We start from the raw sequence: 24,230 nt of genomic DNA on the forward strand, positions 1-24,230 counted from the left end.
AGGGTGAGGAAGAAGGGGACGTGCGGGAGGCTGCGTGACGCGCCAGGCACAAATGTCCGCTTGTGGGCCGCGTTGCCGCAAAGCCGACGTTGGGTTGGCAGATCGAGGAAACGCCGCGTTCATGGGCGGCCCTGCATCGGTGGCGCGCGAATCGGTGCGGTGCGTTGGAGGATGTCGATGACGATCATCGGGGCTCCGCAGTGCCGGCAGATGAAGGCGGGCCGGGGCGCGACGACGGGCTGCCCAGATGGCGGGCCGGGTTCGGGCGTGACATGCAGCAGCTCACGCACCTTCGCGAGACTGGCGCGGCGCACCGGGTTGGCGAGCAGCCCGTAGTGACGGATGCGATGGAATCCGTCGGGCAACACATGAAGCAGGAAGCGACGCATGAACTCAGCGGCCTCCAGCGTCATGGTCTTGTAGCGGGTGCGCCCCTTCTCGCGATAGTCCTTCCAGCGGAACGTCACGCCGTGCTCATCGAAGGCCAGCAGACGCTGGTTGGAGATCGCTACGCGGTGCGTATAGCGCGAGAGGTACGCGAGCACGGCTTCGGGTCCCGCAAAGGGGCGCTTGGCGTACACAAACCATTCGCAGGCACGCAGGGGTGCGAGCCACTGAGCGAAGACGGTCGCATCGGCAAGCGCCGCATACTCGCCGAAGAACTGCAACTGGCCGCGCCGGTGAGAATCAGCGAGGGCTTCGAGGAAGCGGCGCCGGAACAGGCGCGAGAGCACGCGCACCGGCAGGAAGAAGCCGGGCCGGCAGCCGATCCAGCGTTCTGCGTCGGACGACAGCCCCCCGCCGGGGACGATGCCGTGCACGTGCGGATGATGCGTGAGCGCCGAGCCCCAGGTGTGCAGGACGAGCGTGGCGCCGATCTGCGCGCCGAGATGCCGGGGATCGGCGGCGATCGTGCGCAGCGTGTCGGCGGCGATGTCGAACAGCAGCCCGTAGATGACCCGCTTGTTGTACCAGGCGATTGCGCTGATGGTAGCGGGCAGCGTGAAGACGATGTGGTAGTACTCGACCGGCAGCAGGTCGGCCTGACGCGCTTCGAGCCAGCGTCGTGCGGCATTGCCCTGGCATTTAGGGCAATGCCGGTTGCGGCAGGTAATGGAGTTCACTCCATTACCTGCCTTATGGGAAGTGTTTTGCTATGGGGAGAAGGCACCCCCTGAGCGAGCACGGAGTGAACTCCGCGCCCGTTCAGCTCTCCATTAAAGCTTGGCCCTGAGCATGGCGATTACCTTATCGGACGGCCGGAACGAACCCCTGCGCAAATGCGGTGGGACGATCGCGTTGAGGGCTTCGAGCTTCTCAGTTGGATCAGCGCGAGTGTAGATTTCAGTGGTCGCCAGATCGCTGTGCCCGAGCCACAGGGAAACCTTTCGGATGTCCTGAGTGCTTCGCAGTACTATCATTGCACAGGTGTGCCTCAAGACGTGCGGTGATACCTGCTTCTTCGACAGCGAGGGGCACTTATGACTAGCCGTCGCAGTGTGGCATTTAAGGACATACGCGAAACCCCAACGGCTCATCGCTTCGCCCCGTGCATTAACGAACAATTCCGGTACTGCGACACTTCCCCGTATCACCATCCAGGCACGCAACGCGTTAGCGGTCGTTTTCCACAGGGGCAAGGCGCGCTCCCGCCGGCCCTTGCCGTGAACACGGATGCTCAACGACGGGAGGACAACATCGGCGGTATGCAATCCCGTCAGCTCCGATACACGCAGGCCGCCGCAGATGGCCAGATGCAGCATCGCCCGGTCCCGAATACCCTCGCGCGTTGACGGATCTGGCGCATCGAGCAGAGCCCGAACCTCATCCTCGAGCAGATATGGCACCAGACGGGAATCGGTTTTCTTATAGGGAATGCCCAGGATTCGTCGCGCTTGCTCAAGAATCGCGGGCTCGCGATACTCAAGGAAGTGGAAGAATGACCTGATTGCAGCCAGCCGGACATTACGCGTCTCAGGCGAATTGTGGCGCGCATCTTCGAGATATTCCAGGAAGTCGCTGATCAGCCTCGCATCGAGCTGCTCCAGTGCTAGCGACGAGGGCGTCACCTTGAGTCGCCTGGCGGCGAACTCGAACAGAAGCTGGAAGGTGCAAGCATAGGAGTCGCAGGTGTGTTGGCTGGCGCCTCTCTCATGGGCAAGGTTTTGACGAAGGAATGCAACAATGTGCGGCGCGATCGGCATCATTTCTGTTCTCCGGTGAGAAACCCCTCTGCGGCGACAGCAATGTCGCGCAGGAGCGCGGGCGTGGCCTCGAGATACCAATAGGTGGCGTTGATGTTGACGTGTCCCATGTAGGTCGCAAGGGCCAACATGTGCCGCCCGACCCGGTCTCGGCCTTCCGGGCTTGCCTCCAGTGCCCTGACGGCGAACGTGTGTCTGAGCTCATGCAAGCGGGGACGGTGGCCGTTGTGGGTGGTGCCGATGCCGGCAAACTTCAGCAGCTTCTGGAACATCCAGTAAGTAACCGTGTATCTGAGCGCGTGACCGTCGTCATCAACGAACACATGGTCGTCACCCGGGCAGGCTCGTCGCCGCAGTGCTAAATACCTCTGCAAACCCGCCACCGCTGTCTCGTGCAGTGGAACTAGACGGGTCTTCTGGAATTTGCTCTTTCGAATCAGCAGTCCTTCGGAAGTCATGTCGGCAAGGCGCAGGTTCAGGGCCTCCGAGATCCGCATGCCCGTGGCTAGCAGCAGGGCAATTAATGTCGCATACGTTTGTGGTTGCAACGTGCCCCGAGGGCCCGATTGCAAGGCTGTGTTTATCAAGCGCTCAATGTCAGCGCAGGTGTAGATGAACGGAACGCGACGCGTCTTTCGGTAACCAAAGTGGCGGGCGGGTGGTAGTTCATGGTTTTGATCCTCCATACGCATGTACCGGGCGAACCGACACACGGTCTTTAGCCTTGCGTCACGCTGGGCCACCGACGCAGCCTCGCCGGCCCAGTCGATTGCTGTCTGCGTGCAAACGTGCATTTCACCGCGTTTGACAGCAAAGCACGCGAAACTGCGCAACAGGTAGTCTGCGTTCAGCAGTTTGAATCCGGCGGCACGCCGCGCGGCAAGATAGGACTCCACGGCCGGCATCATTTCGCCACCTCCGGCCATGGCCGAGCGATTTGGCTGAGCAGCGCTACGTCGACCTTGGCGTAATACGCCGTGGTATCAATGCCGCGATGCCTCAGGATCAGGCCAACCTGGTCGAGGGGAAGCCCGTGGCGCAACATCTCAGTCGCCGCCGTGTGGCGCAGCAGATGTGCACCTTTGGCGGGCGAACTCACCCCGGCCCGTTTTAGTGCGCGCTTCACTATCGAAGATATGCCGTCGCTTGAGATATGCGGCTTGACGGGTGCGATGTTTCTAACAAAGACATGGTCGCTGCCGGCAACCCGAGGTCGCGATTCGAGATACCGCAGAAGTGCCTCGCCAGCATCCTGCGGCAGCGGAAGGCGAACTTCATAGCGCCCCTTTCCCAAGACACGTAGCGTCCCGGAGTCCCACTCCATACCGCTCAAGCGAAGGTTCGCCAGGTCACCTGCGCGAACCCCAAGTCGCACAAGCAGGAGGACGATCGCACGATCGCGAAGACGCCTGCGTGAATCGTCATCGCATGCGGCGATCAGGCGGTCAACTTCGTCAGCGCTCAGACACCTTGGCAGTGACGCCAGGCGCCAATGCGCCAGCGACGGAACCGCCTGATCGAGACCCGGCCGACACAGATCGTGAACCCCGAGGTAGCGTAAGAAGGCTCGCGCGCTAGTGACCCGCTTTTCAGCGGTACCAGCACCACAACTGCAGGCACTGTTCAGCAGGAACGTACGTATCTGCTTCGGATCCCACTGGCTGGCGTCATCGCCAAGCACTTTCAGCATCACTGCGGCATCACGACAGTAGAGCCGAATGGTTGGATCCTTCGCACCCCGGTGCTTTTGCAACCATCGCCGGAAACCACCTACGATTGCCGGTTCCCGAATCTCTGCAATCGAAGGCTTGTCGTCCGGGCAGACGCCGATCTCGATCAGGTATTCGCGAAAGCGTTTGGCGCCGAAATAGACGTGGTGGCCGGTCCTGCCACCTTTTACTTCCGGGCAAGTGCAAGTTGGCAGATGACGAAAGAAGGTTTCCGGGGTTTGTGGACCAGTATCGGCCAGGGTACCGCCGTGTGCCAGCATGAAGCGACCAAGATGGTCGGCAGCTCGCAGGTAACGTATGGCACTGGCCGCGGAATATCCGTCTCGTTCAAGCGCGTCAGCAAAGTCGTCAATGAAGACTCCGCTGGGTCCCGAGCGCAGGCGTTTCAAGGTTTTGGGTGCTACCAGGTAGGTGTCCAGCATCACATCCTCCTATGAGGGTTGCCTGGGAAGGCCCAACCACCATAGCAAAGGAGGACCGCGATTTTATGGGGTGTTAAATGGCGACCGGCCAGATACAAAACCAGATACGCCCGGTAGGTTTCGCGCCGAACCTGATCTGCAACTCCCCGTTAGACAGAACTTCCCATAAGGCAGGAGTTGTAGGCGATCTCGGTGCGCGCGCAGCCGGAACAGCGCAGCACATGCCCGCCCAGCGCCGCGCTGCGGCACTGTTCGATGGCTGACATGACCTTCAGCTGCCCGAGGCTCAGGTGGACTGTGCGACGCCACGCCGGCCCGCGTGCGCGGAAGATGTCCGCGACCTCCGGCATGAGGTACTGCGCCGGGTCAGTTGGCGGGCAGGCGCTCCAGCGGACTGGTGACTTCGCGCAGCAGGTCGGTGGCTACCTGCGCGTAAAGCGCGGTGGTTTCCAGCTTCTTGTGGCCAAGCAGCACCTGGATCACGCGGATGTCGACCTTCTGTTCGAGCAGGTGCGTGGCAAAGCTGTGGCGCAGCGTGTGCATCGACACGCGCTTGTCGATCTGCGCGGCCTCGGCGGCCGCACGGATGGCACGGTTGAGTTGCCTCGGCGTGAGGGGATCGATGGGGTCGAGCCCGGGAAACAGCCACCCGCCGTCGGGCATCCTGCCCTGGGCACGGGCCACACGCCACCAGACGCGCAGGCGTTCGAGCAGCACCGGTGAGAGCATCGCGTAGCGATCCTTGCGGCCCTTGCCCTGCTCGACACGCAGCGTCATGCGCTGGCTGTCGATGTCTGTGACCTTCAGCGCCACCACTTCGCTGACGCGCAGCCCGGTGCCGTAGGCAACCGAGAGAGCCGTCTGGTGCTTCGGGTTGCCTGTGGCGGCGATGAGCCGCCGTACTTCATCGGGGCTGAGCACGACCGGTAACGTACGGGGCACGCGCACGGGCTGCATCCGGGCCATCAGTTCGGACTCGTGGAGCGTGGTCTCGAAGAAGAACTTCAGCCCGGTGATCGCGGCGTTCAGTGATATCGGTGACGTGCCATGATCGACCAGATGCAGCTGGTAGGTTCGCAGGTCCTCGACCGTGGCGGTATCAGGCGAGCGCCCGAGGTATCGGGCGAACTCGCGGACGATGCGCAGATAGTTGGCTTGCGTCTTCGGGGAAAGCTGGCGCATACGCATGTCGTCGATCATGCGCTGGCGCAACGGGCTGACGGTCGGTTGAGAGGAGGTCATGATGCGGCTCCTGCTGGAGAACGAGGCGGATTGCCTCATTCGCCAACATAAACCGCGCGACCGGCCCCTCCCTGACCTCCAGCGTCGGACCGCAGCCCCCTACCGCGCGAGCGGTTTCGTTCGTCGACCCATTTCCGCCGCTGGAACCTCGCTAGATCAGTGACCTCTCATACAAGCCAAACGGTCATTTGCAGGCGAGGTCGCTTGCAGCATTAAAGCTCACTGAGTAGTGGATTCCCCGATGAAAAGAAAACGTTCTCAAAATCGTCGACCGTAAACTTGTCGTTTTTAGCCTGATCCAACGAACCGAGGTAGCTACTCTCTGTCGCTGCAATGACCTTGAGTGCAGCACTAATTGATGTATTGGACCCCATTACTGCTGCGAGGCGCATCACTCCCCCCAGAAGCACGTCGAAATACGAATGCAAATTTTCAACGAGAACGTCAAGATTTGCATGCGTTATCGCGCTGTGCATCAATGTGTTCCGGGCGATATAAATTCTCCTGAGCTGCCACTCAAGCCGCCTGCGGTGCCTAAGTAATTCTGCCTTTGTCGTTGCGCGAGTTCGAAAGGTCGCGTTGAGAGTGAAAATTAAGAATCTGAGAAGTGGCGAACACGAAGCGTGAGAAAGGATATTCTTGGCAATCGGCAAATATTCGTCGCACAAGATAAGCGCGGCGACTTTTCTCTCAAATGATCCTTCAATTTCAACGCTTTCGACAAGTGCTTCTATGTCGCTGCCTGCGTTGGCCAAACCGGCAGCAGCATAAAGAAATTTTTTCTCTGCATATATCAAAGTCTGTGCTGGCAGGACATGGTCCAGCACCGTTCCGATACGCGGACTTTCGTCAATCGTCTGGGGCACGAATCCTTCCAGCGAAGCCCACAGATCGATAAGCTGGTTTTGGATCGAACTAGAATCAAGTGCCTCTTTGTGTAAGCGAACTGCCGACATAAATGAATTTTTCGACGGGCTTTTTAGATTATCGATCGCCGAAATTAGCTCGTTCACACGTGAAGTATCAATTTGCTTAAGGGAGCGTTGCGTCTGGCCTCGCAACATGACGTTTATGGGTTTGCGGATACGGATCTCCGATTGCGAAGCCACATCCTTAACAATGCAAGAATGGGCGTAGTGTGCAGCCGGAGCATGATTTAGATACTGCCAAACACCATTGCTGGTATTGATTTTTCGATAGAAGGATTCGCGTGCGTCAAACGGATCGTACGCCGTTATGTTATCGGCCACGACGTATTTTCCAAATCCAGACCCGGAAGACGATCCGATATTTTCAAATTCGAGCTGATTTAATTTTGCAAATCCTTCAGGAAGATCGCAATAGGTAAACCGACTGGTAGAGCGTGCGCCCTCAGGAATATTTATATCGCAACGAGTGACAACTCTGAAGTGTTTTTGATCGCCAGAAAATTCGCTGAAGAATAATCTTAGAATTTCATCGACGTCAATTGGGTCGGCTTTCGACAATTTGGTTGCAAGATGCTTTTTCGAAGCATGCCGAATGTGTTCTCGGCTATATCCAATTGATTGCAATTCGATGACATAGATCTCGCTAACTAAAGATATGACTTGTTTCTCGCGATGATCCTTTACGACAGAAATCAAATGGTCTTGTGCGCAGTTCTTATACTGGACAAGGAGGCCAGCTACCGCGTTCAACGAGTCTGCAGCGTCAAGCAACAAGCGCGGCTTCTGTTGGGCGACCATGTTGCGCACTTCCTCCACTATTTTTATCAGAAGCGGTTTGTGCCCTAGTAGCGGGAGAACAGGGTCAAGTCGAGTACTGTCGAGCAGTTCGTCGAAAAGGGGAATAAGCGCCGTCGCTCTTTGCGTCGTCGCGTACGCGTGTCTAACTAGCCTTTCAAGCTCTACGGCGCGACTGCGAGTGTTTAAGCCCGATACCTTGAAGGAGTCATCCGTCGAATGGGCAAGCAACTCTTTTATCCTTTCGGAGAAAAATACGAGGCCTTCAATTTTTTTTAAGTCGTGGGCTTTGTTCACTCGAACGCTTTTCATTTTCTGTACCCGAGAAGTGATGTCTAATCGCAAAGGTAGTGCCTGATGCGTTTCGGCGCAGTTTGACCCTGAGCGGCCCTTGAGCCCAATGCTACCTGGCTGCCTGCTCTCAAATGGAACTGTCATTCAAATCGTCATGCCAAACTGTATATGCCGGATCAACGCAAATAGGCCCATCACGCGCGCACGACGTTAAGCGGCGATAGGTTGTTGCACTCGGACGCACGGCTTCAGGATGGGTCGCCAATTGATCGCATTTATCGTCCGCAATTTGAGAGATTGGTGCGTAATTGCACCAATTGCTGGTTGAGTTGTTCCGAGTATTTGCGCAGTTCATCTGCTCGATGCATATCAGCCTGCATAAGGTCGTCTCCTTTCTTTATCGACGAAATGTAAGGAGAAAGAGCGCTTTGGATGTTTTGCTCCACATTGCGCTGCTCTGTTATTACATTGTCCTCATCAAGGGCGAATCGTTGACACACTGAATTCGACATAGTGAGCTGTGCTGCCTTGACGTCGGCGAGTTGCTTTTTTATTGACTCGAGGTCTGATTTAGCAGTCTTCAATTCGTCGGCTTCTGCGGTGTAGCGATCTTTCGTGACGTACTCCTTGTCGATGTCGGTTTTATAAATATAAGAACCGCTGAGGACGACATCCGCATTGAAGACACCAGATACGTACTTGTATGCACCGAGCCCCGCGATGGAACCGATGAGAAAGAAGACTATCGCGATTGCCGGACTCTTTTTTAGATCTTCAAGAACAGAGATAAGGGTGCTAAGCATGCGTTTTCTAAAGTTTTTAGAGAATTTAAGGACAAGCAAGGGCGACCGGCGCCGCATTTATAGTTATCGGCAATTGCAATATTTTCTTAAGGTGCAACCTAGACGAGAGGCTACTTTCGCCAAGGTAACGATCTACATGTACCAACGAGTTCCATGATGCACGAATCTGCAGCTTGGTCGCTCCATGTCATCATCGTCAGCAATCCGCCACGTTGCGGTCCAAAAAATTCCCGGTCTTAATTTCTACTCCGTTGAAGCGTCGCCGGATCCCGGCGACAAATGACCGATCGCAGAATGAAGCGGTCACCTGAATGTCCGAGCGACGCACGAGTGAAGGTCTCTTCATGGCCGACTTCTGTCCGACTCGGCCTCGGCGCGGTAGATGCTCACGCGACCAGACAATGTAGTCCAGTCATACCAACCTTGTCGCTCAGTCGCACAACTGCGGCGGCAGTCGCACTCACTCTGTCGCCCTACTGCATCGATATCCGTTACGCCAATATGTCAGCGCAAAAATAAATCATTTCGGCAAGCCGAAAAAAAATAAAACGGCTGCGCCAACAATATGCAGCGCGACACCACGCCTGAACGCTCCAGAGCCCACGCGTCCGCATCAAATGTGTCCTTCTGCCTACTATTAAAGCACCGACCATTCAACTCCGCACTTTCACATTCCGCGCCGATTAAGCCATAATCCCGCTAGCTTACATTTTTTAATTTTCAGGTAAATTGCTGAAAGCAGTGCGACCGCTGCGCGACGATCGAGGTGACCCATCATGTTGAACGCCACACTGACCGCCACCCCCGCCCCGGCCGCACGATCCAAGGACTCGCTGGGATGCCTCTCGAACCAGCTCGGCCGGGACCTCGAACTCGACACGGGCGAGTTCAAGTTTTATCGCAAGTCCACCGCGGACGACAAACCAAGCGCGGTCGCCATGCACGGTTCCGATCGCGGCTTCCTGATCGGCGTGTCGCTCAAGCCTGGCCACCGCCGGCGCATTTATTCGGCGCACCGTTGGACGACCCACGACTTCGGCCAGGATAGCGTCTATATCCGCGACTTCGCGGACGACTATCAGGCCGATCTGCAACGCGGATTCGATTTCGTGCTGATCGAACTGTCGCGTGCTTTCATCGCGAACGCCTGTTATGAGCGCAACGGTTCAAACGTGCCGCGCCTCGCCACGCTCGCCGGTCGCCACGATCCAACGCTCGGCCACTTCGCGCAGATCCTCTCGCTCACGCTGGATCGCAAGAGCGACGCAAGCCCGCTCTTTGTCGAGCAGTTAGGTCTCGCCATCGGCACACATCTGCTCGATCGATACGGCGGCACGGCGTGCTCGTCCTTCAGCAAGACCCGGCGCCTTTCGAGCTTGCAGGAAACCCGCGCCAAAGACATGTTGCTCGCCAAGTCGCAAGGCAACGTGTCGATCGAAGAAATCGCCAACGCATGCAACCTCTCGCGCAGCTACTTCATTCGCGCCTTTCGCGAAACCACGCATCGCACGCCGCATCAATGGCTGCTCGAACGGCGCATCGACCGGGCTCGCGATCTCCTGAGAAATTCAGACTTTTCCCTTTCCCAAATCGCCATTGCGTGCGGCTTCTCCGACCAGAGCCATTTCACGCGGACCTTCTCGCAACTGGTCGGCACGCCGCCAGGCACATGGCGCAGACAGGCCGCCGGCTGAGCGGCCGGACGTCGAACACACGCCACTGACGGCGCCTGCCGCCTCCTGAACCATGCCGCTATTGCAACGAACGAACGGCATTCGCACGCACCGATAGACTTTCCTACAAAGCATCGCACTAACCGACAAGACGCGCGTGATTTGCCAAGGTACTTTCGAGCCCATCGACGATGGCTGTTCGAGCCTGCGCCGCCGCAGCGAAGACATGCAAGGCGCTCACTGACCACCGAGCGGCACATCGCCCTCTCACGCTCATTGTCCCGGGACTTGAAAACGACATGATTGAACTAGGCCGCTTTCAAATCGATCTGGAAATGCGCATCGTGCGGCGGGACGGCGAAGCGCTGCATCTCGGCTCACGCGCCTTCGACATTCTCGCCGTCATCGTGTCCGCCGCCGGCCGTCTCGTCACGAAAGACGAGTTGATGAATGCGGTCTGGCCGAACACCGTGGTGGAAGAGAACAACATCCAGGTGCATCTGTCAGCGTTGCGCAAAATTCTCGGCGCGGACCGGCATCTGATTCTCACCGTGCCCGGCCGCGGCTATCAGCTTGTGCATCGGCAAAAGCCGGCCCCTGTGCGGCCCGCCAATCAGGTTTGCGCCGGGCGTCCTTTGCCTTCGCCCAAAAGCCGCCTCGTGGGCCGCGACGCGGCAGTCGAACAGCTCCGCGCGATGCTGCAGGACGCGCACGTGCTGACGCTGGTGGGCGCGGGCGGCATCGGCAAAACCAGTCTCGCGATCGAAGCCGCGCGTCAAGCCGAAGAGAATTTCGCCGAGCCAACCTGCTTCGTCGAACTGGCCACGCTGACCACGTATGACGGCGTACTCGGCGCCATTGCGGAAGGCTGCGGAATGCTCACGGAAGACGCGACGCCCGCCGTCACGCAACTCGCCGCGGCGCTCGCGCACAGGCATCGGCTACTGGTGCTCGACAATGCCGAGCATGTGATCGGTTTCGTGGCCGAAATCGTGGAAGCATTGACAGCGGAAAGCGATTTGCTGCGTGTGCTCGTGACGAGCCGTGAACCGCTGCGCATCATGTCCGAAACCGTATTTCGCGTGGATCCCCTGGACGTACCGCACTTACATTGCACCGATGCGGAGATCCTGCAACAGTCGGCCGTAAATCTGTTTCTGCTGCGCGCCAACTCATTGCAGTACAAGGTGGGGGCCGAGAGCGCCGAATTGCGGCTGGTCGGCGAGATTTGCCGCCGGCTGGACGGCATTCCACTCGCGATCGAACTGGCGGCGGCGCGCGTCGCGGCGCTCGGCGTGGAGGGCGTGCATCGGCGGCTGGACGATCGCATGGCGATTCTCGCGGGCGGCTACCGCACCGCGCTGCCGCGCCATCAGACCTTGCGCGCCACCTTCGACTGGAGCTTCGCGTTACTCGACGAAGACGCGCAGTGTCTCTTCCGGCGGATCGCAGTGTTCGGCGGCGTGTTCACGTTCGAGGCCATGTGCGCGGTCGTGTGCGATTCCACGTTGACGATCGCGAACGCGATCAGCGGGATCAGCGAACTGCTGGCCAAATCGCTCGCCAACGTCGAGTTCGACGGGCCGGTCGCCAAGTACCGGCTGCCCGAATCGACGCGAGCCTACGCGTTGGAAAAACTGCAGGCCGAAGGCGAGCGCCCGGCGTTCGCTTCGCGCCACGCGCGCTATCTGTCTACCTGCTTCCAGATGCGCACGGCGCCGGCCGTGCCGCGCGACGCCGAGCGCGCCACGGTTCTCCACCACTCGTTCGACGACGCGCGCAGCGCGTTCGACTGGGCCTTCTCCCCCGAAGGCGATGTGTGCCTCGGCGTCGATCTCGCGTCCAACCTCGCCGATGCGCTACTCGACGGCGGCATGATCGCGGAGGCCTGCGCACGCGCCGAACGGGCGGTCGGCGTACTCGACCAGCTTCCGGCCGGGACGGCGAGCGCCGCCTGCGAGATGCGGGTGCGCGCGGCGTTGGCGACGGCCTTGCCGTCGGTTCACGGGTGCGTGGCGCGGTCGGCCGAACTGTGGCGCGATGTTTTTGCGCTGGCGATCGCGAGCGGCGACCGCGCGTTTCAGGCGCGCGCGCTGTGGGGCCTTTGGAACATGATGCTCTCCAGCAGCAACATCCACGAATCGATGAAGTTCGCGCGGCAATTGCAGCGTCTCGCCGAAGACGAAAGCAATGCATGGCAAGCCGTTCTGGGCGACCAGGCGGTAGCCATATCGCAGCACTGTCTCGGGCAACACGCGGAGGCTAAACGGAGACTGCTGGGCGCGCGCGAACGCTTTGCGCAACTTGAGGGCGAGTCGCAGCGGGACAGCGCGTTCGCCGTCGATCCGCTCGTCTATTGCAATGGGACGCTCGCGCGGATCGCCTGGCTTCAGGGCCGGCCCTGCGAGGCCATGACGCTGATCGATACGCTCGTGAGCCGGGTTCGCCCGGAAACGATGGAGCCATCGCTCACGCACATGCTCGGCGCCGTGGCCGCGCCGCTCGCGCTGCTGTCGGGCGATCTGAGCCGCGCCGGGGCGTACCTGGAGATCATGCGCTCGCAGGCAGCGCTGCATCGCTTCGACGCGTGGGTGGAGTATTGCGGCTGCCTGAGCGCTTACCGCGACATCCTCGACGGACAGGTGGCGCCGGCGCTGCCGATCCTGGCCGCATCGCTCGATGCGTTGATTGCGCGCGGCTTCAGGCGCCTCGTTACGTTGTTTGTCGTCGTGCATGCGGAGGCGCTCGTGAGCGTGGGACGAACTCGCGAAGCGACCGGCCGGCTGGACGACGCGCTGGCGTTTTGCCAACATCACGGTGAACTGATGTTTGTGCCGGAAATCTGGCGTGTGCTCGGGATCGCCGCGCACGCTGAAGCCGGTGTGCAAGCCGGTGCCGGCGAAGAATTCGGCGACAGGCTCACTCAAGCGCTCACCTGTTTCGCGACGGCACTTGAAATGTCCCGCGCGCAGGGCGCGAGAATGTGGGAACTGCGCGCGTCGTTGGCCATGGCGGTACTGCTGCGCGACCAAGGCCGGAATGACGAAGCGATCGAAGTGCTGGAACAGATCGCACCGTATTTCGACGCGTCAGCCAGTGCCGCCGATGTGCACTCGCTGTTCACGATGATCAGGGCGCTGCGCTCACGTCACGGCAAGACAGGACAACGAGCGGCGTTCGCAGAGTCTGGCGAATCAGTTGATGGATAACATCGAGAGCTTCGTCAACGATACGCCGATGAATCTGGCGAGCGAGGCGTATTGAGCTTGCTAGCCGCGCCGCCTGTATGTCGAGCGACGCAGCTGCCTGCCTTGAACGCCGCTTACGCCTGACGGAAAATCGGCGCGCCCCACGGCGCTCCAATCGTGCCGCCGTCCACGACGATTTCCGCGCCGGTCATTCCCGACGCGTCACTGGAAGCAAGGAACAACACGGCCGCCGCGACTTCTTCCGGAGCGGCGAGGCGCGCCATCGGAACACGCGGCGCGAGCGCCTGTTCGGTGCCGTCGAGCGTCGCGCCCTCGCGCGCGCCACGCGTCCAGATCGGCGTGCGCGTGCCGCCCGGGATCACTGTATTCACGCGAATACCACGCTGCACCAGTTCCGACGCGAAGACCTTCGCCATACCCGTGATACCGGCCTTGGTGGCCGAGTACGCCGACGAGCCAGGCGAGCCGAGTTCACGCATCACCGAGCCGTTCAGCACGACTGCGCCACCCGCGCTCATCAATGGCAATGCGGCTTGCACGGTCAGAAAGACCGCCGTCAGATTCGTGCGGAGAATGGCCTCGAACGCCGCGGCTGTCGTGCCGCCGAGCGGCGTCGGACCCGAGATGCCGGCATTCGCGAACACGATGTCCAGCGAGCCGAATTTGCTCTTGATCTGTTCGAACAACGCGTCGATGTCTGCTTCGTTATCCAGATTGGCCCGCACGCCCAGCGCGTTGTCGCCGAGTTCGGACACGGCCTGATCCAGCTTCGCACCGTCGCGGCCGGTGACCACCACCTGGGCGCCTTCGGCAATCAGCAGCTTCGCCGTGACGAAACCAATGCCGCTATTCCCACCGGTAATCAACGCTGTTTTTCCTGAGAAACGCATCAGCTCTCTCCTTGATTGCGCCGCGAACGCGCCGATAGTCACGGCCGTGCGACGCCTGTAACGGTTAAGCGGCCAAAAGCACCGCCGCGTGCGGACATCCGCGAAAGATGCCCTCACCCAAATTCTGCATGTTGATCATCATGCACATTTTCAGTATTATGCTCATCATGCAGATTGTCAAGAGGGGTGATGGAAATGGGCTACTCGCAGGCGCAAAAAGCAGAAAGCCGGCAGCGTGTGCTGGAAACAGCGGCGCGGCAGATTCGGGAAGATGGCATCGAGGCGCTCGGCGTGGCGGACTGCATGCGACGCGCCGGTCTCACGCATGGCGCGTTTTACGGTCACTTCGAGTCGCGTGACGCGTTGATCGTCGAGGCGCTGGAGTATGCCGTCGCGCTGAGCGAGAAACGGATCGCCGCCACTCTCGCGGCGGCAAATGCGAACGGCTCGGCGAAGAAAGAACCGTTGCGCGTGATCGCCGAAATGTTTCTCAGCGAGAAACACATCAAGGATCCGGGCAACGGTTGCGCGTTGTGCTCGCTTGCGGGCGAAGCGCGGCACGCGGCGCCGGCGGTTCGCGAGAGTTTGACGCAATACGTGCACAAACTGGCGTCGCGCATCGCGCAGACGTTGGCCGGCGATAGCGAAAGCCTGGCGCTCGGCATTGTCGCGACCATCGTCGGCGCGGTGACGCTGGCGCGTGCGGTCGACGACCCTGAAACAGCCAGATCAATTCTGGCGGGCTCGCTGGATCTGATCGTGGCGCAAGGCGCCGAAGCCTAGCTTGGAGCGGCGCCGGCATAGGCCAGCGCCGCCCTTCTGTCGCCTCAATGCGCGTCGGAAACTACGAGACGTGCGTCAGCGCTTCAATGATCGTCGTCGCGATCGAAGCCGCACATGCGGTCCGACTCGCCGCGGTCGCGGCGGTGGTCGCCGTGATGATCGTCATCCACGCCGGGCAATTTTTGCGCAACGTAACCGGGCAAGTCGCTCGGGTCCCACGCGAAGGCGAAAAACTGATTCGGGTTCGCGATACCGGCCGGGTGGTTGGTATCGGTAACCGTGCCTAAGAAGTCGTTGTCGTTGGCGACGAACAGCGTGTGCTTCTTCACACCGCCCACCACGACATCGGGACCGAATGCCAGACCTTCCAGCTTCGCCGGAATATCGTTCGCGTTGTAGCCGTGGGCGGTGAGCGCGGCGACCAGGTCCACAAACAGCGTCTTTTGCACCGCATACGGCGCGAGGCCGGCCTCGCCGCTTGCGTTGCTCACGTCCTGAGCGCCGTTCAGGTCGATATGGAACACCTTCTTGAACACGGCCGTCGAGTTATCGCCCAGGCCCTGGCCGTCCCGCTCATCCATCAGCATTTCGTGATCGTTGACGGCCACCACGTCGCTAATGGTCGGATATTTGGGTTTGGCTGCCGTGCCGATGTTCGTCAGCGGATACGCGAACTGGGTCGTCTTGCCGGTGCGCACGTCGATCCTGACGATGCGCGTGTACGCGCCTTTCGTGCCGCCATCCTGGATCAACGGGCTTTGCATCGCGCCGAACAGCGTCTTGCCGTCCGGCGAGATCGCGAGACCTTCCATGCCCTTGTTGGCGACACGGCCCGAGGTGTTCTCCGAGATTTCGTCGTTGCCGATCGGGCTCAGTGTGGCAACCGCGAACGCATCCGGCAGCTTGTACGTGTCGATCCGGCGGCCACTGCGGCGATCGAAACGATACACGTAAGGGCCGTACTCGTCCGAGATGAAGACGCTGTCGCCGTCGTTGCTCACGCGCACGCTTTCGGGATCGAAGCGCGCGTCGCGGTCGTTCGTCGACAGGCGTGTCGGATCGAAGTTGTCCGAGCGGCCGGTGAAGTAGTTGGTGTGATTGCGGCGGTTAAGCGCGGGTGCGCCGTTGGGCACGCCCGCGGCAGCGCCTGTGCCGTAGACCAGCCTGTCGTCGGTGTGGAGCAGCGTCGTGGCGAGCAGGGTCGGCGCCATCGTGTACGGAAGCGACGCACCGCTCGCGCCGGGTTTCAGGCGCAGACGCAAAGTCTGAAAACGGTTGATATACGAAGCGGTGTCGTCGATCGCCGGGTTGTACGACACCGCATTCGGGCCGCGGTCCGGCACGGCGACGAACGTATGGCATCCCGCGTAAGCGATGGCTGAACCGAGACCGCCGAGCAGATTGCCCGCCACACCGTTCTCCAGCGGCGCCGCGGTTTCCTTCGATAAGTCGCTGGCGAGGCCGCTGAGTTGGCCGACCGCGATGAGATCGATGCCGGCATGCGCGGCCGTTGCGAAGAAAAGCGACGAAGCGATCGCCGTCAGAGCAAAGATTCTTGAACGGGACACGGTGTCTCCTTGATTGGAAGGCTTGTTTGTCGACGGATCGGGCGCGCGGCGTCGTGCATGGGCGCTTTTGTCCGCGTGGATGTGCGAAAGACGTTGAAGGCGGGCCGGCCCGCGGCCCGTCGGCCGATTGAAGGCCGCCGGTAATACTGCGTGAGGTTCGTGACCGAATAATGACGTCTGGAACCGGCCTTGAGACAAAGGCGGCAGCATTGCACCGCGCCGGAAGGGTCGATGGGTGCCCGCGCCCTTACCCGATCACCAGTCCTGCGTCGGCCAGCGAACGGCGCAAACCCAACTTCGGATACGCCCGATCGACCGCGCGCACGTCCGCGCGCGTTTCCTCGATGATCCAGTCGCGCACGTCCGCCGCGGCCGGCCGCAGCGGGCGGCTCTCCGGCCACACCAGACAGCAGCGCCGGTTGGTGACGATCAGTTCCTGTTCGGCCGGTTGAAGCGCGCCTTCCAGCAGCCAGTGCGACACCACGTTCAACCAGCCGAGCGCGACGCCCTGGCCGAGCAACGCGGCCTGCACGACGATCGCGTAGTCGTTGAAACTCAACATGCTCGCGGCGTGCCGTCCGTGTGCCGCGAACGCTTCAAAGCGCTCATGCCAGCCGCGCTCGCCGTCGTCCATGACGATCACCGTGTCGCCGTGCGCGCGCCCCGCCTCGGTGGCCGCGATCTCGTCATAGCGCCGGTTGCACACCGGCAGCAGCGTCTCCGGCATGACCAGCACGCTGTTCTCGCCGATTTCGTCCTCGCGCCGAAAGCGCATACCCAGATCCACGTCGACGAGCGGCCCGCCGATGCGCCCCGAGATCAACTGGAACCGTAAGTCGACATGGGGGAACGCCTGATTCAGCCGGTTCATGCGCGGCATCAGCCAGTGCGTGGTGAAGGCCGTGGACACCGACAGCGTGACCGACTCCACGCCGGTGGCGCGCGCCTCGATCTCGCGGATCGCGCCTTCAATGCCGTTGAAGCCCTCGGAGATCTTCCGATAAAGAATCTTGCCGTTCTCGGTCAACTCGATGCCGCCGCGCACGCGCTCGAACAGCCGCACGCCGAGATGGTCCTCCATGCGCGCGAGCATGCGGCTCACCGCAGGCTGGCTCACATATAACTCCTGCGCCGCGCGCGTGAAGTTGCCGCAGCGCGCGGCGGCTTCGAACACGAACAGCGCATTGGCGCTCGGCAGTTTTTTGCGGAGATTAGGCATGATCTGATGTTATGCCTTCTCCAACAATTTGGGAATTGCCGCCAAAAAAGGCGAAGCCTATATTTTCCCTAACGCAGGCTTCTACAGCGAGACATGACGCAATGGACGCACGAGCGAAAACAGGTGTTTCGATCCGATCGGCAGCGAAACGTTATGGCCAGGTGGTGGCCCTCGACGACGTTTCACTCGACATCGCCCCCGGCGAATTCGTCTCGCTGCTCGGCCCTTCAGGCTCGGGCAAGACCACCCTGCTCGGCATTCTCGGCGGCTTCGTGCAGCCGAGTTCGGGCGCGGTCTGGGTCGGCGAGCGCGACATTACATTTGCGCCGCCGCATAAACGCGACATCGGCATCGTGTTTCAGAACTACGCGCTGTTTCCGCATATGAGCGTCGGCGAGAACGTCGCGTTTCCATTGCGCGCGCGCCGTCAGCCGAAAGGCACGTGGGCGAAGAAAGTCGCCGACGCGCTGGCGATGGTCGAACTCTCCGGCTACGAAAGCCGCGGCATCGGTCAGCTTTCCGGCGGTCAGCGGCAGCGCGTGGCGCTCGCCCGCGCGATGGTGTTCGAGCCGCAACTGATCCTGATGGACGAGCCGCTCTCCGCGCTCGACAAGCAGCTGCGCGAAACCATGCAGATCGAACTGCGGCGGCTGCATCGCAAGCTCGGCGCAACGATCGTCTATGTGACGCATGACCAGCGCGAAGCGCTCACCATGAGCGACCGCGTCGCCGTGTTGAAAAACGGCCGGCTGGTGCAGATCGACACTCCTGAACGACTCTACGACCGCCCGTGCGATGCCTTCGTGGCGAGCTTCATCGGCGAGGCGACGCTGCTCGACGTGACGCGCGCCGGCGACGACGCCGTGCGTCTCGGCGATACCGTTCTGCGCACCGCGCATCCGCTGCCGCATGGCAACAAACTGCTGCTCGCGGTGCAGACCGAAAAACTCGTGATCGGCGGCGGCGGCGTGCAGAACGGCAACGTGAACCGTCTATCGTGCCGCGTCACCGAGGTGCTGTACCAGGGCGAGAGTCTGCGCGTGTTCGCCGCGCTCGCCGACGGCACCGCCATCAGCCTCAGACAACCCGGCGGCCACGACGCGCGCCGCCGCATTCCCGAGCCGGGCGCGCAGATGAGCGTGACGCTCGACCCGCAGGACACGATCGTCGTGCCCGCCTGATTTTTTCCGCCCACACATGGGGCACTCCCTCTCCGATTCACCGCACATTGCAAAAGGATGATTTCATGAAGCTCACCGATTTCAAGGTCCTGACGTTCGACGTCGTCGGCACACTCATCGACTTCGAGCGCGGCGTGCTCGCTTCAGTTCGGCGCATTGGCGGCCCGAAAGCGAAGGACCTGACCGACGACCAGATCTTCGAGCCGTACATGCGCGGGCGCGCGACTTATCCGGGCCGTTCGAGCCACGAAATGGCGAATGTCTATCTGTCGCTCGCGAAAGAACTCGGTCTGCCCGACGACGCACAATCGGCCGCCGCCTTCCAGCGCGACGTGCTCGAATGGCCGGCGTTCGCGGATTCGGTCGCGGCGCTCAAGCGTCTGCGCAAGCACTTCCGCCTGGTCGCGATGACCAACGCGGACCGCGTGGCACTCTCGGCTTACGCGCACACGCTCGGCGATCCGTTCGACGACACCGTCTGCTGCGATGAAACCGGCGTGGCCAAACCCGACCCGCAATTCTTCGCGTACAACCGCGGCCGTCAAGCGGCGTTCGGCTACAAATTCAGCGAGATCCTGCACACCGCGCAGAGCCAGTATCACGACATCGGCATCGCCACGAAACTCGGCTATGCGACCTGCTGGATCGAGCGCCGTCAGAACGTGAAGGGCTTCGGCGCCACGCCCGTGCCGGAAGCGGTGACCACGCCGACCTTCAAGTTTGCGACGCTGGGCGCGCTCGCGGACGCTGTCGAAGCCGAAGCACGCCTCGCCGCGTGAGCCGATGCTCGCGCCGATGACACCTCCCACGCCCGCGCCTGATTCGCTCTGGCGCGCGCTCCTGACGGCATCGCCCGGCGCCGCTGCGGCGGTCAGCACCGGCGTACCGCTCACGCGCGATCTCGACGTCGAGGTCGCCGTGATCGGTGCGGGCTACTCGGGGCTCGCCGCGGCGTATGCGCTGCAAAAGCGCGGCGTCGACTGCGTGGTGCTCGATGCGAATCCGGTGGGCTGGGGCGCCAGCGGGCGCAATGGCGGCGTGGTGTCGTCGAAGTTCCGCCTGTCGTTTCCCACCATCGACAAGCTGCACGGCCTCGATACCGCGAAGCGCATGCATCGTCTCGCGCATGACGGTGTGCGGGTCGTCGAGACGCTGGTCGATGAATTCCAGCTGGCGGGCGCCCGCTTCGAACACACGGGCAGCCTGCGCTGCGCGCACACGGACACCGCGCTCACCGCGATCCGCGCCGAGGCGGACTGGGTTCGCACGAATCTCGGCGATACCTCCATGACCGCGCAATCGCGTGCCGACATCGAACGCGAGACGGGTTCCAAGGGCTTTGTCGGCGGCGTGCTGAGCGCGGACGCCGGCACCATTCTGCCGCTCGAATACGTGCGCGGACTCGCGAGCGGCCTCACGCTGCGCGGCGTGCCGATCTACGAATCGACGCCGGTGCAGCAGATGCAACGCGCGCCCGGCGAACCGCGCGTGACGCTGCGCACGCCAGGCGGCACGGTGCGCGCGAAGCAGGTCATCGTCGCGACCAATGCGTATTCGGATCTCACCGAGGCCACCGCACCGTATCAGCGCGAACTCGTACCGTTTCGCAGCGCGATGATCGCCACCGAACGCCTTCCCGCCGACCTCGACGCGCGCCTGATGGTCGAGCGCCGCAGCTACACCGAAACGCGGCGCATGATGAAGTGGTTCCGCAAAGTGGACGGCCGCATGCTGTTCGGCGGACGCGACGCGTTCGGCAAGGAAGGGCAAACAACCGGCTTCGACACGCTGCAGCGTGCCATGGTCGCGCTCTTTCCCGATCTCGCAGACCTGCGCGTGGAATATCGCTGGTCGGGTTATGTGGGCATGACGTTCAATTCGCTGCCGCATGTGGGACGCAGCGACGACGCCACGACCTTTTGTCTGGGGTATAACGGAGCAGGCGTCGCGATGGCGAGCCTGCTCGGCCAGCATGCCGCCGCGCTCGCGCTCGGCGAAACGCCGGAGCTTTCGCTGCTCGGCGCGCCCGGTCTGCGGCCGGTGCCCTTCCATTCGCTGCGCGCGCCGGGTGTGAGACTCATCGCGGCGTGGTATCAGTTTCTCGACGCCGTAGGTGCATGATGACAACCGCCAAACGGATGCTCCAGGGAACCACCTTGATGCAGGCCACCGAGTCCGATCCCGCCGCGCGCTATCAGCGCCGCGAGGATCGCACGATGCTTCTCCTGATGACCCCGGCGCTCCTCGTGATCGTGGTGCTGCTGGTCGTGCCGCTCGCGTGGCTGTCGTGGCAGTCCATCTATCACGACGGCTTCACGCTCGAAAACTACCGGCGCATGTTGACCGGCGCTTACCTCGATACGTTTCTGCTGACGTTCAAGCTGAGCATTATCGTGACCGTCATCACGCTGCTGCTCGGCTATCCGGTGGCGTACTTCGCCGCCTCGTTGCCGCCGAAGCTGAGCGCGCTCGTGCTCGGCATGGTGATTCTGCCGTTCTGGACCAGCGTACTCGTGCGCACCTATGCGTGGCTCGTGCTGTTGCAGCGCACGGGGCTGGTGAACAAGGCGCTGATCGCCTCGGGACTCGTCGACCGGCCAGTGCAGCTCGCGTACAACCAGTTCGGCACGGTTATCGCGATGGTGCATATCCTGCTGCCGTTCATGGTGCTGCCGCTTTATTCGGCAATGCAGAAAATCCCGTCGAATCTTTCGCAAGCCGGCGCGAGCCTGGGTGGCTCGCCGCTGCACGTATTCCTGCGCGTGTTCTTGCCGCTCTCGCTGAGCGGCGTGTTCGCCGGCGTCACGCTCGTGTTCGTGCTGTGCCTCGGCTTCTACATCACGCCTGAACTGATGGGCGGCGGCAAGTCGATCATGGTGTCGATGGTGGTGAGCCGCAACGTCGAGATCTACAACAGTTGGGGCGCGGCGAGTGCCGTGAGCGTCGTGCTGCTGATCTGCGTGTTCGCGATTTTCTACGCCGCGAGCCGCGTGGTGCCACTCGAAAAGACCCTAGGCGCGAAATGATCAAACTCCCGTTCCGACGGATCGTCCTCGGCACGAGCGTCGTGCTGATTCTGCTGTTTCTGATGGTGCCGGTGCTGATCGTGGTGCCGCTGTCGTTCTCCGACACGCGCTTCATGACCTTCCCGCCGCCCGCCTACTCGCTGCGCTGGTATCACTCGTTCTTCGACAATCCCGCATGGATCGACGCGGCGCGCACCACGCTGAGTGCTTCGATCTGCGCCGCGCTGATCGCCACGCCGCTCGGCGTGGCCGCCGCCTACGCGATCCAGAACGGCACGCACTGGATCATGCGCTATCTGCGCACGCTGCTGATGCTGCCGTTGATGGTGCCGATCATCATCGTCGCGGTCGGCGTGTTCTTCGTGTACTCTCAGGCCGGCTACGTCAACACGCTCGGCGGCCTGATTCTCGCCGATACGATGCTCGGGCTGCCGTATGTGCTGATTTCGGTCGGCGCCGATCTGCGCACTTTCGACCGCACGCAAGAGATGGTCGCGCGCAGTCTCGGCATGAATCGCTTTCGCAGTTTCATGGCCGTGACGCTGCCGCAGATCAAGGCAAGCGTCATTTCCGGCGCGGTGTTCGTGTTCATTCAGGCGCTCGACGAAACGGTGGTCGCGCTGTTCGTGTCGGGCGGTTCGAACCAGACGCTCACGCGCCGCATGTTCGTGACGCTGCGCGACGAGATCGATCCGACCATCGCCGCGATCAGCACGATGCTGACCGCGCTGACGCTGTGCCTCGTAATGATCGTCGTGGTGAGCCGCCGCTCCAACGCGGCGCGCGCCTAACCTCTCTCTGAAGAAACGTGACTACATGGTCAACGCACTGAAGTTTTATATCGATGGCGCGTGGGTCGAGCCGTCCACCGGCGCACGCCGCGCCGTCGTCGATCCCTGCACCGAGCAAGCCATCGCCGAAGTGGCGATGGGCACGCCCGCTGACGTGGATCGCGCGGTAGCCGCCGCGAAGCGCGCGTTCGTGTCGTTCTCGCAGACCACGCCGGCCGAACGCCTCGCATTGATCCGCCGCATTCTCGAAGTATTTCTCGAACGTCAGGACGAAATGGGCGACACGATCTCGCGCGAACTCGGCGCACCGCGCGCGATGGCGCGTGCGTGGCAAGCGGGCATCGGGCGGCGGCATCTCGAAGAACTGATACGCACATGCGAAACGTTCACGTGGCAGCGCAGGAAGGGCACGACGCTCGTCAATCACGAGCCGGTCGGCGTGGTCGCGCTGATCACGCCATGGAACTGGCCGATCAATCAGATCGTCTGCAAGGCCGCGCCCGCGATCGCGGCCGGATGCACGATGGTGCTCAAGCCCAGCGAAGTCACGCCTCTCAATGCGTTGCTGTTCGCGGAGATACTCGACGCGGCAGGCGTGCCGCCGGGCGTGTTCAATCTCATCAACGGCGACGGGCCGACTGTCGGCGCGGCGCTCGCGGCGCATCCCGACGTCGATATGGTGTCGTTCACCGGTTCGACACGCGCGGGCGTCGAGATCGCGAAGCTCGCGGCGCCGACTGTGAAGCGCGTGCATCAGGAACTGGGCGGCAAGTCCGCGAACATTCTGCTGGACGACGTCGATTTCGAAGCGGCTGTGACGGCCGGCGTCAACTCGTGCTTCAACAACAGCGGCCAGTCGTGCAATGCGCCGACGCGCATGCTCGTGCCCGCGGCGCGCCATGACGAAGCAGTGGAGATCGCGCGGCGAGCGGCGCAGGCGCAACGCGTCGGCCCCGCCGATCACGAGCGCACGACCATGGGACCGGTGGTCAGCAGCGTGCAATTCGAGCGTGTGGAGCGGCTGATTGCGGCCGGCATCGACGAAGGCGCGCAAGTCGTGGCGGGTGGCCTCGGGCGTCCGCCGGGTCTGGAACGCGGCTATTACGTGCAACCGACGGTCTTCGCGGATGTGCGCCCTTCCATGACGATCGCGCGCGAAGAGATTTTCGGCCCGGTGCTTGCGATCATGCCGTATCGCGACGAAGAAGAAGCGATTGCGATCGCGAACGACAGTCCCTTCGGCCTCGCCGCCTATGTTCAATCCGCCGATCTTGAGCGCGCGCGGCGCGTGGCATTCAGGCTTCGTGCGGGCAGCGTGTATCTGAACTATCCGTCGTGGGATGCGGGCTCGCCGTTCGGCGGATACAAGCAGTCGGGCAATGGGCGTGAATACGCGGAATGGGGACTTGAGGCGTTTCTTGAAGTGAAGGGTATTGTTGGATTCGGCGACTGAGCACGCTGGGCGCCGATT

At 61.7% G+C, this 24,230-nt stretch carries 18 protein-coding genes and 2 pseudogenes; 9 read left to right on the top strand and 11 right to left on the bottom strand.

Going from position 1 to position 24,230, the window contains the following annotated elements; all coding sequences use genetic code 11:
- Positions 1–119 precede the first annotated feature (119 nt).
- From B0G80_RS33505 to B0G80_RS33540, 8 genes and pseudogenes are all read right to left on the bottom strand, one after another.
- A pseudogene (locus tag B0G80_RS33505) lies at positions 120–1,124 on the bottom strand (IS91 family transposase); the annotation flags it as partial.
- Between the two features lie 93 nt (positions 1,125–1,217).
- Positions 1,218–2,207, bottom strand: coding sequence for a tyrosine-type recombinase/integrase (locus B0G80_RS33510; protein WP_116120080.1), 990 nt, complete (start codon positions 2,205–2,207; stop codon positions 1,218–1,220).
- Positions 2,204–3,112 (bottom strand): tyrosine-type recombinase/integrase, encoded by a 909-nt coding sequence (locus B0G80_RS33515; protein ID WP_116120079.1) that lies wholly within the window; start codon positions 3,110–3,112, stop codon positions 2,204–2,206. The genes B0G80_RS33510 and B0G80_RS33515 overlap by 4 nt, the downstream gene beginning before the upstream one ends.
- The gene (locus B0G80_RS33520; RefSeq protein ID WP_220377483.1) at positions 3,109–4,356 is read right to left on the bottom strand and encodes a tyrosine-type recombinase/integrase; all 1,248 of its coding nucleotides are present in this window, start codon (positions 4,354–4,356) and stop codon (positions 3,109–3,111) included. The genes B0G80_RS33515 and B0G80_RS33520 overlap by 4 nt, the downstream gene beginning before the upstream one ends.
- 170 nt (positions 4,357–4,526) lie before the next feature.
- Positions 4,527–4,706, bottom strand: a pseudogene (locus B0G80_RS33525) (transposase zinc-binding domain-containing protein); the annotation flags it as partial.
- Between the two features lie 16 nt (positions 4,707–4,722).
- Positions 4,723–5,598: a site-specific integrase gene (locus tag B0G80_RS33530; protein WP_116122114.1), complete on the bottom strand. Its 876-nt coding sequence runs from the start codon at positions 5,596–5,598 to the stop codon at positions 4,723–4,725.
- A gap of 212 nt (positions 5,599–5,810) precedes the next feature.
- Positions 5,811–7,619: a hypothetical protein gene (locus tag B0G80_RS33535; RefSeq protein ID WP_116122115.1), complete on the bottom strand. Its 1,809-nt coding sequence runs from the start codon at positions 7,617–7,619 to the stop codon at positions 5,811–5,813.
- A gap of 272 nt (positions 7,620–7,891) precedes the next feature.
- The gene (locus B0G80_RS33540; RefSeq protein WP_147309951.1) at positions 7,892–8,419 is read right to left on the bottom strand and encodes a hypothetical protein; all 528 of its coding nucleotides are present in this window, start codon (positions 8,417–8,419) and stop codon (positions 7,892–7,894) included.
- Positions 8,420–9,195: 776 nt separating this feature from the next.
- Between B0G80_RS33540 and B0G80_RS33545 the strand changes: the two genes are divergently transcribed.
- Both B0G80_RS33545 and B0G80_RS33550 read left to right on the top strand, forming a co-directional pair.
- Entirely contained in the window at positions 9,196–10,113 is a 918-nt protein-coding gene (locus B0G80_RS33545; RefSeq protein WP_116122117.1) for an AraC family transcriptional regulator, read from the top strand.
- Positions 10,114–10,391: 278 nt separating this feature from the next.
- Positions 10,392–13,301 (top strand): winged helix-turn-helix domain-containing protein, encoded by a 2,910-nt coding sequence (locus tag B0G80_RS33550; RefSeq protein WP_116122118.1) that lies wholly within the window; start codon positions 10,392–10,394, stop codon positions 13,299–13,301.
- 113 nt (positions 13,302–13,414) lie between these two features.
- On the opposite strand, the gene B0G80_RS33555 is transcribed toward B0G80_RS33550, so the two are convergent.
- Entirely contained in the window at positions 13,415–14,191 is a 777-nt protein-coding gene (locus tag B0G80_RS33555) for an SDR family NAD(P)-dependent oxidoreductase (RefSeq protein ID WP_116122119.1), read from the bottom strand.
- Between the two features lie 189 nt (positions 14,192–14,380).
- On the opposite strand from B0G80_RS33555, the gene B0G80_RS33560 reads away from it, so the two are divergent.
- The gene (locus B0G80_RS33560; protein WP_258879107.1) at positions 14,381–14,974 is read left to right on the top strand and encodes a TetR/AcrR family transcriptional regulator; all 594 of its coding nucleotides are present in this window, start codon (positions 14,381–14,383) and stop codon (positions 14,972–14,974) included.
- Between the two features lie 83 nt (positions 14,975–15,057).
- Here B0G80_RS33560 and B0G80_RS33565 read toward each other — a convergent pair whose 3' ends face one another.
- The gene (locus B0G80_RS33565) at positions 15,058–16,542 is read right to left on the bottom strand and encodes an esterase-like activity of phytase family protein (RefSeq protein WP_116122121.1); all 1,485 of its coding nucleotides are present in this window, start codon (positions 16,540–16,542) and stop codon (positions 15,058–15,060) included.
- Positions 16,543–16,789: 247 nt separating this feature from the next.
- Entirely contained in the window at positions 16,790–17,761 is a 972-nt protein-coding gene (locus B0G80_RS33570) for a LysR substrate-binding domain-containing protein (RefSeq protein WP_106283205.1), read from the bottom strand.
- Between the two features lie 101 nt (positions 17,762–17,862).
- Between B0G80_RS33570 and B0G80_RS33580 the strand changes: the two genes are divergently transcribed.
- The 6 genes from B0G80_RS33580 to B0G80_RS33605 all read left to right on the top strand — a co-directional run bounded on the left by B0G80_RS33580 (position 17,863) and on the right by B0G80_RS33605 (position 24,212).
- Positions 17,863–18,942: an ABC transporter ATP-binding protein gene (locus B0G80_RS33580; protein ID WP_116122122.1), complete on the top strand. Its 1,080-nt coding sequence runs from the start codon at positions 17,863–17,865 to the stop codon at positions 18,940–18,942.
- A 65-nt stretch (positions 18,943–19,007) separates the two neighbouring features.
- Positions 19,008–19,721 (top strand): HAD-IA family hydrolase, encoded by a 714-nt coding sequence (locus B0G80_RS33585; RefSeq protein ID WP_116122123.1) that lies wholly within the window; start codon positions 19,008–19,010, stop codon positions 19,719–19,721.
- 4 nt (positions 19,722–19,725) lie between these two features.
- Entirely contained in the window at positions 19,726–21,063 is a 1,338-nt protein-coding gene (locus B0G80_RS33590) for an FAD-binding oxidoreductase (protein WP_116123817.1), read from the top strand.
- Positions 21,060–21,968, top strand: coding sequence for an ABC transporter permease (locus B0G80_RS33595; protein ID WP_116122124.1), 909 nt, complete (start codon positions 21,060–21,062; stop codon positions 21,966–21,968). The genes B0G80_RS33590 and B0G80_RS33595 overlap by 4 nt, the downstream gene beginning before the upstream one ends.
- Positions 21,965–22,759: an ABC transporter permease gene (locus B0G80_RS33600; RefSeq protein WP_116122125.1), complete on the top strand. Its 795-nt coding sequence runs from the start codon at positions 21,965–21,967 to the stop codon at positions 22,757–22,759. The genes B0G80_RS33595 and B0G80_RS33600 overlap by 4 nt, the downstream gene beginning before the upstream one ends.
- A 25-nt stretch (positions 22,760–22,784) precedes the next feature.
- On the top strand, positions 22,785–24,212 hold the full coding sequence (locus tag B0G80_RS33605) for an aldehyde dehydrogenase family protein (protein ID WP_116122126.1): 1,428 nt from the start codon (positions 22,785–22,787) through the stop codon (positions 24,210–24,212).
- Positions 24,213–24,230: the final 18 nt, after the last annotated feature.

The sequence above is a fragment of the Paraburkholderia sp. BL6669N2 genome (assembly GCF_003387275.1).
Lineage (GTDB): Bacteria > Pseudomonadota > Gammaproteobacteria > Burkholderiales > Burkholderiaceae > Paraburkholderia.